This is a genomic window from Paenibacillus sp. FSL R10-2778, from assembly GCF_038593035.1.
Taxonomy (GTDB): Bacteria; Bacillota; Bacilli; order Paenibacillales; family Paenibacillaceae; genus Paenibacillus_AQ; species Paenibacillus_AQ odorifer.
In genome coordinates, this window is the sequence record NZ_CP151956.1 from 5,595,811 (window position 1) to 5,611,830 (window position 16,020).

At 45.1% G+C, this 16,020-nt stretch carries 12 protein-coding genes, 1 tRNA gene and 1 pseudogene; 7 read left to right on the top strand and 7 right to left on the bottom strand.

All coding sequences use genetic code 11. From position 1 onward, the window contains the following. Positions 1-10: 10 nt before the first annotated feature. The 3 genes from clpP to NST40_RS25190 form a co-directional block, all read right to left on the bottom strand. The gene (clpP, locus tag NST40_RS25180; RefSeq protein ID WP_076129430.1) at positions 11-601 is read right to left on the bottom strand and encodes an ATP-dependent Clp endopeptidase proteolytic subunit ClpP; all 591 of its coding nucleotides are present in this window, start codon (positions 599-601) and stop codon (positions 11-13) included. Between the two features lie 385 nt (positions 602-986). Beyond that, on the bottom strand, positions 987-2,321 hold the full coding sequence (gene tig / locus NST40_RS25185) for a trigger factor (protein ID WP_036685045.1): 1,335 nt from the start codon (positions 2,319-2,321) through the stop codon (positions 987-989). 98 nt (positions 2,322-2,419) lie between these two features. Next, positions 2,420-3,265 (bottom strand): hypothetical protein, encoded by an 846-nt coding sequence (locus tag NST40_RS25190; RefSeq protein WP_036685042.1) that lies wholly within the window; start codon positions 3,263-3,265, stop codon positions 2,420-2,422. 279 nt (positions 3,266-3,544) lie between these two features. Here NST40_RS25190 and NST40_RS25195 point away from each other — a divergent pair. After that, positions 3,545-3,618, top strand: a tRNA-Arg gene (locus NST40_RS25195). Between the two features lie 608 nt (positions 3,619-4,226). Here the strand turns inward: NST40_RS25195 and pstA are convergent. The 4 genes from pstA to NST40_RS25215 all read right to left on the bottom strand — a co-directional run bounded on the left by pstA (position 4,227) and on the right by NST40_RS25215 (position 8,486). Then, on the bottom strand, positions 4,227-5,108 hold the full coding sequence (gene pstA, locus NST40_RS25200; protein ID WP_342410102.1) for a phosphate ABC transporter permease PstA: 882 nt from the start codon (positions 5,106-5,108) through the stop codon (positions 4,227-4,229). Then, positions 5,105-6,052, bottom strand: a complete 948-nt coding sequence (gene pstC / locus NST40_RS25205) for a phosphate ABC transporter permease subunit PstC (RefSeq protein ID WP_036685038.1) — start codon at positions 6,050-6,052, stop codon at positions 5,105-5,107. Before pstC ends, pstA begins: the two co-directional genes overlap by 4 nt. A gap of 82 nt (positions 6,053-6,134) precedes the next feature. Then, complete coding sequence (locus NST40_RS25210; protein ID WP_038573065.1) at positions 6,135-6,995, bottom strand: phosphate ABC transporter substrate-binding protein; 861 nt, start codon at positions 6,993-6,995, stop codon at positions 6,135-6,137. 54 nt (positions 6,996-7,049) lie between these two features. Next, on the bottom strand, positions 7,050-8,486 hold the full coding sequence (locus NST40_RS25215; RefSeq protein WP_076220484.1) for a stalk domain-containing protein: 1,437 nt from the start codon (positions 8,484-8,486) through the stop codon (positions 7,050-7,052). A gap of 568 nt (positions 8,487-9,054) precedes the next feature. On the opposite strand from NST40_RS25215, the gene NST40_RS25220 reads away from it, so the two are divergent. From NST40_RS25220 to NST40_RS25245, 6 genes and pseudogenes are all read left to right on the top strand, one after another. Further along, positions 9,055-9,246 carry a hypothetical protein gene (locus tag NST40_RS25220; RefSeq protein WP_341003708.1) on the top strand — a complete coding sequence of 64 codons (192 nt, stop codon included), beginning with the start codon at positions 9,055-9,057 and terminating at the stop codon, positions 9,244-9,246. Positions 9,247-9,271: 25 nt separating this feature from the next. Beyond that, positions 9,272-9,631, top strand: a complete 360-nt coding sequence (locus tag NST40_RS25225; RefSeq protein WP_342410103.1) for a hypothetical protein — start codon at positions 9,272-9,274, stop codon at positions 9,629-9,631. A 408-nt stretch (positions 9,632-10,039) separates the two neighbouring features. Further along, a complete protein-coding gene (locus NST40_RS25230; RefSeq protein ID WP_342410923.1) occupies positions 10,040-10,771 on the top strand; it encodes an ABC transporter ATP-binding protein in 732 nt (243 codons plus the stop codon). Further along, complete coding sequence (locus tag NST40_RS25235; protein ID WP_342410104.1) at positions 10,768-11,817, top strand: ABC transporter permease; 1,050 nt, start codon at positions 10,768-10,770, stop codon at positions 11,815-11,817. The genes NST40_RS25230 and NST40_RS25235 overlap by 4 nt, the downstream gene beginning before the upstream one ends. A gap of 56 nt (positions 11,818-11,873) precedes the next feature. Beyond that, positions 11,874-12,563 carry a TetR/AcrR family transcriptional regulator gene (locus NST40_RS25240; protein ID WP_341138262.1) on the top strand — a complete coding sequence of 230 codons (690 nt, stop codon included), beginning with the start codon at positions 11,874-11,876 and terminating at the stop codon, positions 12,561-12,563. Between the two features lie 81 nt (positions 12,564-12,644). After that, a pseudogene (locus tag NST40_RS25245) lies at positions 12,645-15,987 on the top strand (SNF2 helicase associated domain-containing protein). The last annotated feature ends 33 nt before the right edge of the window (positions 15,988-16,020 follow it).

The window sequence follows — 16,020 nt, forward strand, 5'->3', positions numbered from 1 at the left end:
AACCACCCCTTTAAGATTTCATCGGTGAAGAAAGAACCTGGTCAATAAGCCCATATTCCTTGGCTTCTTCCGCGCTCATGAAGTTATCGCGGTCTGTGTCCCGTTCGATTTTTTCAAGGGGCTGACCTGTGCGATCTACATAAATTTGATTCAGCTTCTGTCTCGTCTTGAGGATCCAGTCAGTGTGAATCCAAATATCAGACGCTTGACCTTGAACACCGCCGAGCGGTTGATGAATCATAACTTCGCTGTTGGTCAGCGCATATCTTTTGCCCGGCGCCCCAGCTGTTAGAAGGAGCGATCCCATGCTTGCTGCCATCCCTACACAAATGGTTGAAACATCCGGTTTGATATATTGCATCGTATCGTATATACCCATGCCGGCTGTTACTGAACCACCGGGTGAGTTGAGGTACAAGTGAATGTCCTTCTCGGGATCATCTGCTGCCAAAAACAGCAATTGAGCAATAACCAGATTGGCGACATCATCGTCAATCGCACTGCTTAAGAAAATGATGCGATCCTTGAGCAATCTGGAATAGATATCGTACGAACGTTCTCCACGACTTGTTGATTCCACAACCATTGGTACCAGACTCATGCCACCAACCTCTTTTCTCTGTACAGATTAGTCTTATCGTTTCAGAAATATTTTAACACGTTCACGGCGCGATGTCATTTTTTCACCACAGTGAACAGTCCGCTGCTTGTGAATTGTGACGTTACCGCCCCTATTACCTTATTGCCATACGTTCATACGGATACCTATGTAGTCACATATATTTGCGGCCGAGGATAAAAATAAGGCACGTAACGAAACTTACGTGCCTTATCATATCTGTATGGAGGCCGTGTAACTGGCCGTTCTAGGTAGTGTCAAGCTAAAACGCCTTTGGCGTCCTTTTAAGGACGGTAAGCGTTTATGCGAGAATTATAAGAATAAAGTATAAAGTGAAACTTATACCTTCTTATAATTTTAAAATATCCTACTCAGCTTTAGTGTCTTCAGCAGCTGGTGCTTCTTCTACTGCTTCAACTTCTACACTATTGCTAACAAGGAAATCAATGGTTTTACGCAACGAAAGCTCTTCGCTCAAGCTGCCCAGTGAACCGTTAGCTGCCAAGATACTGCGGATTTCTTCTGGAGTACGTTTGTAAGCTTCAGCCATAGTAGCCAACTCTTCGTTAACTTCTTCTTCGGAAACTTCAATGTTCTCTTGTTTTGCGATAACTTCCAATACCAGGTTGTTGCGAACGCGTTTTTCAGCATCGCCTTTCATTTGGTTCTGCAAGTCTTCACGAGTTTGGCCGGAGAAGCTAAGGAACATATCCATGTTCATACCTTGTTGACGAAGACGAGTGTCGAAGTCACGAACCATATTCTCAACTTCACTGTTGATCATAGCTTCAGGGATTTCAACTTCAGCGTTAGCTGCTGCTTTATCAACAACTGCATTCTCACGAAGGCCTTTCAGTTCTTCCTCTTTACGGGATTCGAGCTGAGCCTTCAAATCTGCTTTGTACTCATCCAAAGTTTCGAATTCACTTACATCTTTAGCGAATTCATCATCCAATGCAGGAAGTTGTTTGCGTTTGATTTCGTGCAGCTTCACTTTGAATACTGCTTTTTTACCCGCAAGGTTCTCTGCATGGTATTCATCAGGGAAAGTAACTTCAACATCTTTGAAATCTCCAGTAGCCATTCCTACCACTTGCTCTTCGAATCCTGGAATGAAGGAGTTGCTGCCAAGCTCAAGAGAGTGACGTTCAGCTTTTCCGCCTTCAAACGGTACATCATCAACATATCCGTCAAAATCGATTACAGCGATGTCGCCGTTAGCTGCTGCTTCTTCTTCAACTACTACAAGCTCAGCATGACGTTCTTGCAGACGAGCAAGTTCAGCACTCAACTCTTCTTCAGTCACTTCAGCTTTTTGTACTGGAACTTCCAGACCTTTGTAATCGCCGAGCTTCACTTCAGGTTTAACCGTGATCTTCGCTTTGAAGATAAAGGATTGGCCTTTAGCAAATTGCTCAATATCAACTTCAGGACGGTCTACAGGGAAGATGTCAGTTTGTTCAACTGCTTCACCGTAAGCTTCAGGAAGAAGAATGTCGATTGCATCTTGGTACAAGCTTTCTACACCAAAACGGGATTCAAAGATCGGCCGAGGTACTTTACCTTTACGGAAGCCTGGTACGTTAGCTTTTTTAACGACTTTGTTAAAAGCTTTATCAAGTGCTGCTGTTACGCGTTCTGCGTCTACTTCTACTTCAAGAACTCCAAGGTTCTTCTCTATTTTTTCCCATGTTGCTTTCATATTATACTTTTCCCTCCAAAATATAGGTTCACAAGTTTACTTCAAATAATGATACAATCCACGCACAGAATAACCATTATATTATATACAACATTACTTTATTTATCAAGTAGAGAAGTCTTTACAAAACCCTTGAGAGCACGATAAGCTCCCTCAAATTGAAAGCGCATGCCGTCTGTGATGCCATACATTCCACGTGTCTCTTCCTCTTGTCGGGAGCCGTTTAAACTCTCAGAAACAAATTGGTGCAACGCTCCTGCCCAAATATCCAGCAAAACGTCTTCGCCTTCCAGCAATTTCCGATATTCATCCGACCCATAAATCGACATGATGAACTGGCCCCAGAGCTCTTGTGCAAAATAATACAGCGTAGGCTCATGCACCTCAGCCTGCCCGGCTACCCGCTCCAGCACATGACTCACCTGCGGAGGAAAATCCTCCGTCTGCAGTGGCACGCTCTCGATCTCTACAAGTACCTTTTCATGTCCGCGAATCAGCTTCACTGTTCCCTGCATCCCACGCCGCTTAAGCGTCTGCAAGGTCCGAAATTGCAGCAGTGGATGAACATTATCCCCCTGTAGCCAAGTGGTCAGCTCCTCGTCAACGCCGCCACCTTCCAGATAGGATAGCTGCTCTAGTGCAAGTATTGTCGCCTCAGACAGAGGCTCGTTCATCACCCGCTGCAGCAGCTTTTTGGGATACCCCGTATCCTCGTTCATTTTAGATTTGGCCAAAAAGCGGGCCATATCCTCTTCCCTTAAATCTTCGTCTTCGGGGTGAACAGCTCCCTCCGCATCTCCATTCTGGGACGCGTAAGGAAATGCCGTTTCGAGCCATTCCAGCAGGGACCGCCATTCCTCGTAATTTCGCTCTTCCTGTCCTTGACACTGCAGCAAAAAACGAAGCAGCTCCATCGCTTCCCCGTAGCGTTCACTTTCCAGCATCACCGTCAGCTGGATTTGATAATAGTCCAGTGTCTTGGGGAAAAGGACGATATTCTCTTTGGTGGCGGGGGAATCCGAATGTTTAATGAGGGCACCTCCTTATGTCTACTTATGTGAATGGAATCCTAACCATTATAAAAGTTATTAATACCTTAAGCTTCTTCCGAAACTTAATAATTGTAGATTATAGCATACCCCGTACTCTTTTTAAAAAACAGCTTGAAAAAAAACACCCCATATGATATGATAACTCCTGCTTGCTTTTCTGCCAGCAACCATGTCCCGGTAGCTCAGCTGGATAGAGCATGCGCCTTCTAAGCGCACGGTCGGGGGTTCGAATCCCTTCCGGGACGTCATATAGAAACAGCCTTCCTTCGGGAAGGCTGTTTCTGTGTTCAGGGGAGGGGTTGGGTGGAGCTCAGGGTTATGTGAAGCTTAGCAATCGTTGATCAGTTTTTATGAGTCAGTTCCACATCATCCCTCGCCGCATTAGAACATTACGGCTAATTTTCCGGAGAAACGCCGCTACATGCTATCTAATTGCATTTTCTGCAACTAAAAGTACCCTTTTACCTCCAAAACTCGCTTTAATTGCATTTCATACACTTATATTCTCAGATTTACGCCTAGAATGGCCTTTTCACCATTTTTAACTGCACAAAGTACAATTAAACCCAAACAAACCTATCCCCATCAAAAATAAGTGTATAAAGTGCAATTAAAAACCACTCATTACTCACCGACTATTACTCTTCACATTCCCATTTCTGATTTTTATATATGGGAACTTTTTTAGCTCTCTATAAGCGTGGCCAATCTAATTACTCAAAAGACACGCGCATTAGCAATTTTATCGATGGATGGAGCACCTTGTTTATTTAATCGGGAATAAAAAACTGTTCACGGCGTTTTCTTCCGCCGAGAGACAGTTTTTTATGCATGTTCTTCCTATATGAGCGAATCAGCGCCCTTTGCGGCGATTTCCGAGCCAGAGCGGAAAACGGAAGGCAAAGTTAATAAACAGAACTACAAATACGAGTACTGCCGCTGATTTGTCAGCGATTTGCCGCGCATCTTCTACAATTGCTTCAGATTGTACATACCAGAGATGCACTGCAAGGGTTTCACCCGGTGAGAACAGATTAAAGTCCCACATTTCGCCCGAGGTACTGAGACCAGCGGTAAGGATAATAACCGCAGACTCCCCGAAGGCGCGTCCAGCAACGAGACAAATCCCAGTAACAATGGCTGACATTGCAACGGGTAGAACTACTGTGCGGATCACGTGGAATTTAGTCATGCCCAGTGCATATCCAGCTTCACGCATCTCCTCAGGAACAGCACGAACCGCTTCCTCCGTCACACGTGCAAGCATAGGCAGATTCAAAAGCGCCAAGCTTACCCCACCGCCAAGAATCGTCAGGCCGATCCCAAAATATTCAGCAAATATCGCAAGTCCAAGCATACCAAATACAATTGAAGGAACCGAAGAGAGAGCTTCTACACATATACGCAGGCCGCCTGTAAAAGCATTATCCGGAGCATACTCCGCCATATAAATCCCCGCACCTAAACCGATAGGGACGGAAATAAGCAGCGAGATGAACAAAATATAAAAAGAGTTGAAAAGTACAGGACCGATCCCGCCACCTACGTCAATCTCTTCAGGCTGTTTAATCAGGAAGTCAGGCCGCAGTGCTGGCAGACCTTTACTAAGAATCGTGAAGAGCAGCCAGAAGATTAGCAGCATAACTAAAGCCCCAAGCGTATAAAACCCTATAGTCGCCATCTTATTGCTTCTCTGAGCACGCGCTGTATGCTTTGTACTTGCGAATCCGTTCACGCTGCATCCCTCCTTTTTCTACCCAGCACGCGGATGATCAGAATCAGTACAAAGGAAATCACCAGCAGAAGAAAGGCCATCATATGTAGGGCATAATTCCAGGTTGACTCAAACTCTACATTCGAGATTTGCATAACGATGTTACTAGTCAAGACCGAGGCAGGTGTAAATAAGGTTTTTGCCAACTGTGGTGTGTTTCCGATAACCATAACTACAGCCATTGTCTCCCCCACAGCACGAGTCATCCCGAGAATGACCGCGGAGATAATTCCTCTGCTAGCCGCAGGCAAAACAACACGCATAATAACTTGCAGACGGGTAGATCCAAGAGCGTACGCAGCATCCCGATATTTGCGAGGAACAGCGACAATTGCATCATCACTGATTCGGCAAATTGTTGGCAGGACCATTAATGCGAGCACGAGGGCCGCAGCCAGTAATCCATCGCCCAAGCTCTCCCCACTAACTCTACGAAGAAATGGAAGTAATACCGTTAAGCCTAAATAACCATATACTATAGAAGGAATACCAACGAGCAAATCGAGCACCGGGCGAATGAAGGTCTTCATCCACTTCGGAGCAATCTCCGCACAGAGCACGGCCATACCCACAGAAATAGGTACTGCGATCAGCAGGGTCAAAGCCGTCAGTGAAAGTGTATTTACAATGAAGGCAGCAGCCCCAAAGGAGTCCTCTTCAGGCGTCCAGTTAAAAGAAAAGAAAAAGTCCGCAGGCGAGAGATGACCAAACAGAAGCAGCGCCGTTTTGCCGATAAATAGAATTACAAGTCCAAGCACGAAGCAAAGTGCAAGAATGCTGAATAAGAAATAAAAGCGGAATAATCGGTTGCTAAACATATGTCTACTGTGACGTTTGGAGTTGGCGCTAACTTCTGTAACGCCCTCCTTAACCTTAGTTGCCAGGTTGTGGACTGGTGCCCCCATACTTTCCCTCCTGTAAGCGGCCAACCCCGTATCAAAATCGGGGCTGGCCGCTGTTACCGTTCAATATGATCTTCAGATGTTATTAACCCTTCATTGCTGCGATCGGAATGAATTTAAGCTTTTTCAGAGATCCTTGTTGGAACTTTTTGCTTTGTACGTATTCGATAAATTCTTTAGTTGCGCCAGTAGGTTGACCTTTAGTCATGTAGTAACCATAAGCCCAAATCTTATAAGAACCGTTAATTACGTTGTCTGTAGTAGCTGCGATACCGTTGTGTTTCACTGCTTTTACGTCGCCACTTACATAAACAAGGTCGATATAACCGATGGAGTTAGGAGTAGTTCCTACTGCTGTTTTCATGTCGCCGGATGAACCTGTTTCTTTGTAGTTCTTAGCTTTTTTAACGATATCTCCGCCATCCAAGGCTTTAGCTTGATAGTTAACGCGGGTACCAGAACCGAAAGAGCGAGTGATGACAACGATATCTGCATCTGCGCCGCCTACTTCTTTCCAGTTGGTGATTTTGCCAGCGAAAATGCCTTTAAGTTGTTCTGTTGTGAGGTTATCTACACCCACATTTTTGTTTACAATCGTTGCAAAAGGAATGACAGCTACTTTGTTCGCTACCTGTCCGTCAAAAGCTTTGAAGCCTGGTACGTCGATGCTAGCATCCCAGTCGCAAGCGCCGATATCAGCGATGCCTTTTTTCACAGCTTGTGGTCCAGTTACAGAACCTTTACCAGATGCTGCGATTTTTACTTTAGGGTGCAGCTTTTGGAATTCTTTTGCCGCTTGCAAGGTCAATGGAAGAAGTGCGGTTGAACCGTTAACGGTGATTTTGCCACTAAGTGAATCTGCTGCTGCTGCAATCCCTGCAAAAGATGCGGTTACCGCGATTACGGCTGTTAAAGCCGTTACTGTTAATTTCTTGAAGATTTTCATTGTACTATTTTCTCCTCTCGGCTCTAGGCCGTTAAAATATGTTTGGGATAATCATTATTTAGTCAGTTGCAGCCCTTTACCGCCTTGGATAACCCATACGCTGTCGCCGCTCACAATCGCAAGCTTGCTTCCGTCTTTAGATACAGATACTTCAGATACATCTTCAGCCGTACGGAACAGTTCGGTCTTTGCACCACTACCATCGATAGAATAGATCACTGTGCTTCCGTCTGCCGTAGTACCTGCCACTACCAAACCATTGCTAACGCCAGTGGACCAATTCACTTCGATATCAAGTGCAATATTAGTGCTGGTTGCGTCCGCTTTTACAAGCTTTAGGGTATTCTTCGCATTGCCGTCTGCATCTGCGCTCAGGTATGCCACATTTCCATCAGCCAAAATCTCTGGATAAAGCTTGTTATCTGCTGTGGTTGTTAATGCAGCTGGTTTAGCATCTTTTGTAGCCAGATCAAGCTTATAAAGCTGCTCTCCTGCCGAGCTGAAGTCTACCGTAAGAGAATCTTCTGTGCTGTCTGCATCATTTTTAGCAACACCCGTCAAATTAACGATATAAACGGCGCTTTTTTCGTCAGCAGAAATGCGCAGTTCAGATTTATTCTCAACCTTGTCAGCCAATACGGATTTAACATCACCAGTTTCTACTGAGATTTTAGCGATTTTTTCTTGCTTGTCTCCTTGGATGAAATAAATGCTTTTCCCATCTTTGGACCAAACCAGATCTGTCTTCACGCTATTGTCGGTGCCTAGTGTTTTAACAGCTCCGCTAGACAAGTTAATCAGATTCAGCAAACCTTTCTCATCATTAAAAGCTCCCCACTGTTGATCCGGCGATACTGCAAAGTCCACCGCACTGTCATTTGACGAAAACACTTCATAGTTACCTGGTTCTGTACTGAATTTGATAAGCTGAGTAGTTTCAGCATCACTTTTGTTCGCAATCAGGTTACCAGCTGCCGTCCAGTGCAAAGTATCAAACAATCCTTCCGGACGTGCAAAGCTCAAAATCGTGCTAGCATCAGCGTCCAGCTCTCCACCTAATGCAATAACTAACTTAGTCAGCTCTACATAGGTTTTACCGTTATAAAACACTGGAGCCACTGTGAACGATTCGGAATTACCATCTACTTGATAGCTCTTTGAGCCTGTTTTGAGTTGCACATTATGTAGTCCTTTGCTGTCGTTAAGTTCAAACCCGCTTGTTCCCAGTACTACCTTAGCCCCAATTTCACCAGCTACCTGAGTCAGCGAGTAAAGCTTGTAACCACTGCTGTTAATGGTGTTAAACACAATCGGCGTTCCGTTTACATTCCAAGTAGTTGTACCTTCTTTAACTGCTGTAACAGCAGCGACTTGATTGGTAGCTACAGATTTTACATTACTGCCGGTGCTAGCTGCAGATACACTTCCAACGCCTACTGTTGCAAGAAGTGCTGAAGCCAACGTTGCGCTAATCCATTTACTGTTTTTCAATTAGATTCACCCTTTTCGTATAGGTAACTGCTAATGTCATTTTCGTCTACAATTGTCAATTCTGTTGCAGAGGAATGTAATGGAAATATTAACTAGTATTCTTTTTTTAAAAAAATCAGGTATATTAGCTCATTTAACAATTTTCTTGCTCTAAACCAAATGAACTAAAGAGCAAAAACAGCCTCTTTTCGTAAAAAGGTGCTTGGTGTGGCTACCTTATTTAGTTGGAGAATTGTTTGGGATTTAGTGTGATGTAGGGACTAGTTTGAGATTGCAGGCGGGTGGGGGAAGCTTGTTGCTGAGGTCGATGGGCACGGTGAGTATATGTGGAGTTCGCTTGGGCGCGTGGGGAAGCTTGTTGAGGAGGTCGCTGGGCACGTGGAGTATATGTGGAGTTCGCTTGGGCGCGTGGGGAAGCTTGTTGAGGAGGTCGCTGGGCACGGTGAGTATATTGCAGAGTTCGCTTGGGCGCGTGGGGAAGCTTGTTGAGGAGGTCGCTGGGCACGTGGAGTATATGTGGAGTTCGCTTGGGCGCGTGGGGAAGCTTGTTGAGGAGGTCGCTAGGCACGTGGAGTATATGTGGAGTTCGCTTGGGCGCGTGGGGAAGCTTGTTGAGGAGGTCGCTGGGCACGGTGAGTATATGTGGAGTTCGCTTGGGCGCATGAGGGAAACTTGTTACTGGGGAGAGTCTGCTATCAATTATGTGGCTGCTGCTTACGATTTAAAAACTAACTGGTCTGTTGAGGTGCGTTCTGCGTAAGGGTCATCGTAGGAGATTCGGCTGATTGTACGGGATTTATACCGTTCTTTTGCTAAATTTAGCGGGATTGGGCTCATTGTGCGGGATTTATACCGTTCTTTTACTGACTTCAGCAAGAATGAGCTCACTGTACGGGATTTATACCGTTCTTTTGCTAAATTTAGCGGGATTGGGTACATTGTGCGGGATTTATACCGTTCTTTTGCTGACTTCAGCAAGAATGAGCTCACTGTACGGGATTTATACCGTTCTTTTGCTGACTTCAGCAAGAATGAGCTCATTGTACGGGATTTATACCGTTCTTTTGCTGATACCGTTCTTTTGCTTGATTTATCTAAATCATGCCTATTTAGTGGCATTTATGCCCTTCTTTAGTCTGGTTTAGGTAAGCCCGTGCTATTTTGAGGCATATATGCCTCTCTTTTAGCTGATTTAAGTGGATCGACGCTATTTAGTGGCACTTTTGCCTTTTATTCAGATCATCTCTATATACATAGTAAAAGGACATGTTGAATTAACAAACGTCAATCGGGATTAAGCTAATACTGTGGGATACCTTTGTATAAAATATATGGTTTACAATTCCTAACTTTTGATGCACAGTAATGAGTGAGTACTCACTCATTATATAATTAGAGTGTTTAACGCAATGCAGTTCATCACCATCAACATCACCATCACCATCAACATCAACATCAACATCAACATCAACATCACCATCAACACCTTCTACACCTTCTACACCTTCAACTCAAGCAAGTATCCCAGAACATTCAGAATCGAGGAGATAAACATGGGTTCAGAGGCTCCAGTTATTTCAGTGAGCCATGTCCGGAAAGCGTTTGGAGAGAAACAGGTGCTCGAGGATATTTCGCTTCAAGTGGAACGTGCGGAAACCTTTGGCATACTAGGGCCATCGGGCTCAGGAAAAACAACATTAGTGAAGCTGCTTACAGGTATCGATGAGGTAACCTCCGGCGAGGTGAAAATACTTGGCGTGACGATGCCGAAGCTGACTATGCTGCAACAGATTGGGTATATGGCCCAGTCTGATGCCTTGTACACGGAGCTTAGCGCGAAGGAGAATCTGGAGTTTTTTGCAGCGCTATATGGACTAAAGGGGGAGCAACGCTCCAAACGCATCACATCCGTAATGGAGATCGTTAATTTACAAGATCATTTAAGAAAAAGAGTAGACCAATACTCCGGCGGGATGAAACGCCGCTTATCATTGGCGATCGCGCTGCTGCATGAACCGCCGTTGCTTATTCTTGATGAGCCTACAGTTGGCATAGATCCGGTATTGCGGCTATCCATCTGGAAGGAACTAAAAGCGCTGAACCAGAAAGGCACCACTATTGTGCTGACCACGCATGTCATGGATGAAGCTGAAAAATGTGACCGGCTCGGAATGATCCGTGATGGCAAGCTGCTTGCTGCCGACACGCCTGCCGGACTGCTGCAAGCCACCGGTTCAGCTTCTATTGAAGAAGCCTTTTTATATTATGGAGGTGTGCGTTCATGAGAATCCGAGCGATCACCTTAAGGATTTTGCGACAATTCATTCATGATAAAAGAACAATGGCATTAATGTTCATTGCACCACTCCTCGTTCTAAGCTTAATGAGCTTGGTCTTCAACGGTGACGCCTATGAACCCAAAATCGGTGTGTCCGGTGTACCTCTAAATATGTCAGCTGCGTTAAAAGCACAAAATGCCACCATCAAAGAATATGCCAGCGCAGAGCTGGGAAAAGGCGCTTTAGTTGAAGGAAAAATTGACGCTTTGATCACTTTGAACGGAACCGCCGGAGATTCGCAAGTTACGCCTCAAGTGCTGCTAGAAGGTAGCAACCCTACAGCCAACAAGGCAGTAATCATGACGCTGCAACAAATCTCCCAGAAGCTTCTTCCAAGCACAAAGAAACACTTACAGCCGCAGATCAGCTATCTTTACGGTTCTGAGAATATGAAGACGATCGACCGTTTCGGTCCCATTATGATTGGCGTATTTGTTTTCTTTTTCGTATTCTTGATTGCAGGTGTATCCTTCTTAAGGGAACGAACCACAGGCACGCTTGAACGCCTACTTTCGACTCCATTGAAAAGATGGGAGATTGTGATCGGGTATGTATGTGGTTTCGGCATATTTACCGTTTTTCAGGCGCTATTGATCTCATGGTATTCCATACAGATTCTTGGCATTATGATGACAGGCAGCTTTGGTTACGTGTTGCTGATCACATTGCTCCTATCGATGACAGCGCTGACGTTGGGCACACTGCTGTCGGCTTTTGCAGCCAATGAGTTGCAGATGATTCAGTTCATTCCACTCATTATAGTGCCACAAATCTTCCTCAGTGGATTATTCCCGCTCGATACCCTTCCACTGTGGCTCCAGCGCGTTGGCCTCGCTACACCTATCTATTACGGATCAGAAGCTCTGATGAACATTATGGTCCGTGGCAAAGGATGGAGCGCAATTGCAATGGATGTCTATGTACTTATAGGATTTTCGCTGCTATTTATGCTGCTGAATGTATTGGCACTGCGCAAGCATCGCAAAATGTAACTTCACAAAAGCTATTATCATTGAAAAAAATGAATCAAGCATGGAGGGTTATTGTAATGAAAGAGGAAGTTTCTACGGAACAAAATATAGAAGAGCAGTGGATAGAAGAGTTGCTGACCCTTAGCAAAGACGAGAAACTGACACCGAAGCAGATTTCTATTCTACAAGCGGCGATTGAGGTGTTTTCCGAAAAAGGATACTCTGCGACATCCACGAGTGAAATTTCTCAGAAGGCGGGCGTGGCGGAGGGAACGATTTTTCGCTATTACAAGACTAAAAATGATCTGCTGCTTGCCATAGTAGGTCCTACCATGAGTCGCATGCTTGCGCCTTTTGTGCTGCGGAATTTCAACGGCGTGCTTGATATGCCCTACGACAGCTTTGAGGAATTCCTGCGGGCATTTATGATCAATCGGCTGGATTTCGCCCGCAAGAATTTTAAAATTCTTAAGATTCTTATTCAGGAGATTCCTTTTCAGCCAACAGTTAGAGCGCAGTTTGTAGAGAATATTCTTAGCAAAATACTGGAGCGCGTGATTGATATTGTTGAACATTTTAAGGAAAAGGGTGAAATCATCGAGGTGCCTACACCCACACTTATACGCTTCACACTCTCATCTGTCGTAGGTTATTTGATGAATCGCTTGCTGCTGCAGCCAGATAAGGACTGGAACGACGAGGAAGAAATCAACCTGACGATCGCTTTTATCATGCATGGAATAAGTAAAACAACACCCCCTATTTGATGCGCACGCCCGTTCTGTTATCATAAGTACTATATTAAATTCGGGCTTTTCAAGATCAAGTTATGAGGAAGGAATTATGTTATGGGCTTTAGTGTATCAGAACGGGTAATCAAACTGCTGTGCGGCAAGTCTATTTTTGAAAAAGGATTAGCTTATTACCAAACTGAAAGTGTCGATATAATTGAAGTTGAAGAATACAATGACTCCATTCCAGATTTGCCCCGCTCTCGATATGAAGCCATTGTTCAGGGGGCGATCGACTATGAAGTTATGGTGGTCATTGATATTGATGGGGATGTCCAGGCAGAGTGTAATTGTCCAGCCTACTCCCATGGGGGGCCATTCTGTAAACATATCGCGGCTGTGCTGATCAACGTTGACGCCCTTAAAACTGGCCGAGATCGTTCAGAGCCTACCGGAGCTTCGCACCTGTCCTCTATAGAAGATACTGAGATTCTAACCCCACGTATTTTTACAGATACTGCGCAAGACAACGGGGGAAAGTCCAGAGATCAACAGCTCGTGAGCAGCCTACTGGGGATGTTCAGCAACCATACACCGCGTCCTAGCGGTACGGGGGCTTTTGTAGATAACAGACTTCCTCTAAATATAGAGTTTACATGCAAGCCGTTCACTTATAGTTACAGCCACACCATGCTGGGTATAGAAATGAAAGTCGGTCCAAAACGTCTATATATTGTTCAGAAAATAAGGGGATTTCTAGAAAGCGTACACCGCGGAGAATCCTTTGAGTTCTCGAAACATTTTATCTATGATCCTGCCATTTACAGCTTCCGGAAGGAAGACAATGTTGTTCTACAGAAGCTGATTGATATTGTATTAAATGAAAAAATGTACCGCGATAACGTCACTCCTTACTCACCTTATGGGGGAAGTATTGGGGGAGATCGTTTGCTGGCCGTCCCTCCTTTTTTCTGGGAGTCGCTTCAACCTGCGCTTTCAGAGGTCTCGTCGGTATTTTTGCAACAAGAAGAGGTGCTATACGAAGGCATTCACGTGTCCAATGAGGCGCCTCCACTCAGCTTTGAATTTGAACAGGCAGAAGAGGATGGATATCATCTGGATATTCAAGGACTTGAGCAGATTTCGGTCTTAGAAGATTACGGGATAGTACTGTCGGAAGGTAAGTTGCTGAAGCTATCCCCTCAAGAATGCATACGCCTTGCTGAAATGAAAAAAATGCTGGATTCCTCCCGCCGAAATGGTATCGATATTGCCCCCGAGCAAATGGAGTCTTTTATGGACAAGGTTATTCCTGGTCTGAAAAAGCTGGGCAATGTCCATATCGCCGACTCCATTGCGGATCGAATTGTTCAACATAGGCTTATCGCGAGGCTTTATCTGGACCGTGTGAGAGATCGGCTGCTCGCCGGACTAGAGTTCCAATATGGTGACATTGTGATCAACCCTTTAGATGAAAAAGCCCATGTTCGCGGGACGAATTTGATTCTTTTGCGAGACGGGGAGGGAGAAGCCCGCATTCTGGAGCTGATGGAACACGAATCCTTCGCTAAAACTGAGGGCGGATATATTATGACAGACGAAGAGGGCGAGTACGATTTTTTGTACCATACCATTCCGCTGCTGGAACCGCTGCTTTCGGTCTATGCGACCTCCGCAGTCAAAGCAAGACTGTTTACGAGCACTACACCCCCTAAGGTGAGCATTAGTTGGAATGAAAAGACGGACTGGCTTGATTTTAAATTCGATATGGGGGGATTCCAGAAGCTGAGATTGTTATGGTTCTGAAATCCCTGCAGGAAAAACGCAGATACTACCGCTTGCCTGATGGGGCCCTGCTACCACTGGAGAGCGAGGAGCTTCAAGAAATCATTACCTTTATGAATGATATAGGCATCCGGGAAGGTGAGATCAAAGGGATGGAATTTTCTCTGCCCGTTGTTCGCGGGTTACATTTGACCTCCACGGATGCTAAGAGTGACTCCATTAAGCTGGGCAGATCCTTTAAAAGGTTACTTGCGAACATGCGGAATCCTGAGAATCTTGATTTTCCTATACCTGACAGTCTGGTTCCTGTGCTAAGGGATTATCAACAGTATGGGTTTCAGTGGCTGAAGACGTTGGCCCATTACCGTTTTGGTGGTATTTTGGCGGATGATATGGGGTTAGGCAAAACGCTGCAAAGTATCGCTTTTCTCCTGTCAGAACTTCCAGAGATACGCCAGAATGGACTGCCTGCCCTAATTGTCGCTCCTGCGTCTCTCACTTATAACTGGCTTAATGAGCTTAAAAAATTCACGCCAGAGATCAAAGCTGTCATTGCAGACGGTAGTCTAATTGAGCGCGGGCGGATTTTAAAAAATACAGCAAAAGCTGATGTAATCATCACTTCTTATCCGTTGCTCCGCAGAGATGTTCAGCTGTATGCTAAAAAGTCTTTTCATACTCTGATTCTCGATGAAGCACAAACTATAAAAAACCATACTACACAGACAGCCCAAGCTGTAATGGCGCTTCAAGCCCGGCACCGTTTTGCACTTACGGGTACTCCCGTGGAGAATGCGTTGGAAGATTTATGGTCCATTTTCGGCACCGTGTTCCCTGGGTTGTTTCCAGGCAAAAAAGCTTTTCATGATTTACCAAGAGAAACGGTTGCGAAGCGGGCGCGTCCCTTTTGCTGCGGCGCTTAAAGAGTGATGTGTTAAAGGAACTTCCGGACAAAATCGAATCCGTACAAGCATGTGAACTGCTGCCGGAGCAAAAAAAGTTATATGTAGCTTATCTCGCCCGTTTGAAAAAAGAGGCGCTTAAGCATTTGACCCAAGATAGCTTCGGCAATAATAATCGGATCAAAGTTCTGGCGGGACTAACTCGTCTGCGCCAGTTGTGCTGCCATCCTGCTCTTTTTGTCGATGGATATGAAGGAAGCTCTGCTAAATTCGAGCAGCTGCTCGAAATCATAGAAGAATGTCGCAGTTCGGGTAAACGTATGTTAGTATTCTCACAATTCACAGAGATGCTCGGCCTGATTGGACGTGAACTAGGATATCAGGGCATTCCATACTTTTATTTAGATGGTCAAACGCCTGTTTCTCAACGAGTAGATTTATGTAATAAATTTAATGAAGGAGAGCGTGATATTTTCTTAATCTCCTTAAAGGCCGGCGGGACCGGGCTCAACTTAACTGGGGCAGACACTGTAATCCTTTACGATCTTTGGTGGAACCCTGCCGTCGAGCAGCAAGCTGCGGATCGGGCTCACCGTATCGGGCAGAAAAATGTAGTGCAAGTAATTCGTCTCGTCACCCAAGGCACCGTAGAGGACAAGATGTATGAGCTGCAGCAGAAGAAAAAGAACTTGATCGATGAGGTCATCCAGCCAGGTCAAGAAAGCTTGTCTACCCTCACAGAGCAAGACATCCGGGAGATTCTAATGATCTAAATAACAACGTTGGAGAAAAAATCAGGATATCCT

What these genes read in the sequence shown, in the direction of transcription:
- clpP (WP_076129430.1), bottom strand. Translation starts at nt 601, where the DNA reads ATGAGTCTGGTACCAATGGTTGTGGAATCAACAAGTCGTGGAGAACGT.
- tig (WP_036685045.1), bottom strand. Translation starts at nt 2,321, where the DNA reads ATGAAAGCAACATGGGAAAAAATAGAGAAGAACCTTGGAGTTCTTGAA.
- NST40_RS25190 (WP_036685042.1), bottom strand. Translation starts at nt 3,265, where the DNA reads ATGCTGGAAAGTGAACGCTACGGGGAAGCGATGGAGCTGCTTCGTTTT.
- pstC (WP_036685038.1), bottom strand. Translation starts at nt 6,052, where the DNA reads ATGGGGGCACCAGTCCACAACCTGGCAACTAAGGTTAAGGAGGGCGTT.
- NST40_RS25210 (WP_038573065.1), bottom strand. Translation starts at nt 6,995, where the DNA reads ATGAAAATCTTCAAGAAATTAACAGTAACGGCTTTAACAGCCGTAATC.
- NST40_RS25230 (WP_342410923.1), top strand. Translation starts at nt 10,040, where the DNA reads ATGGGTTCAGAGGCTCCAGTTATTTCAGTGAGCCATGTCCGGAAAGCG.
- NST40_RS25235 (WP_342410104.1), top strand. Translation starts at nt 10,768, where the DNA reads ATGAGAATCCGAGCGATCACCTTAAGGATTTTGCGACAATTCATTCAT.
- NST40_RS25240 (WP_341138262.1), top strand. Translation starts at nt 11,874, where the DNA reads ATGAAAGAGGAAGTTTCTACGGAACAAAATATAGAAGAGCAGTGGATA.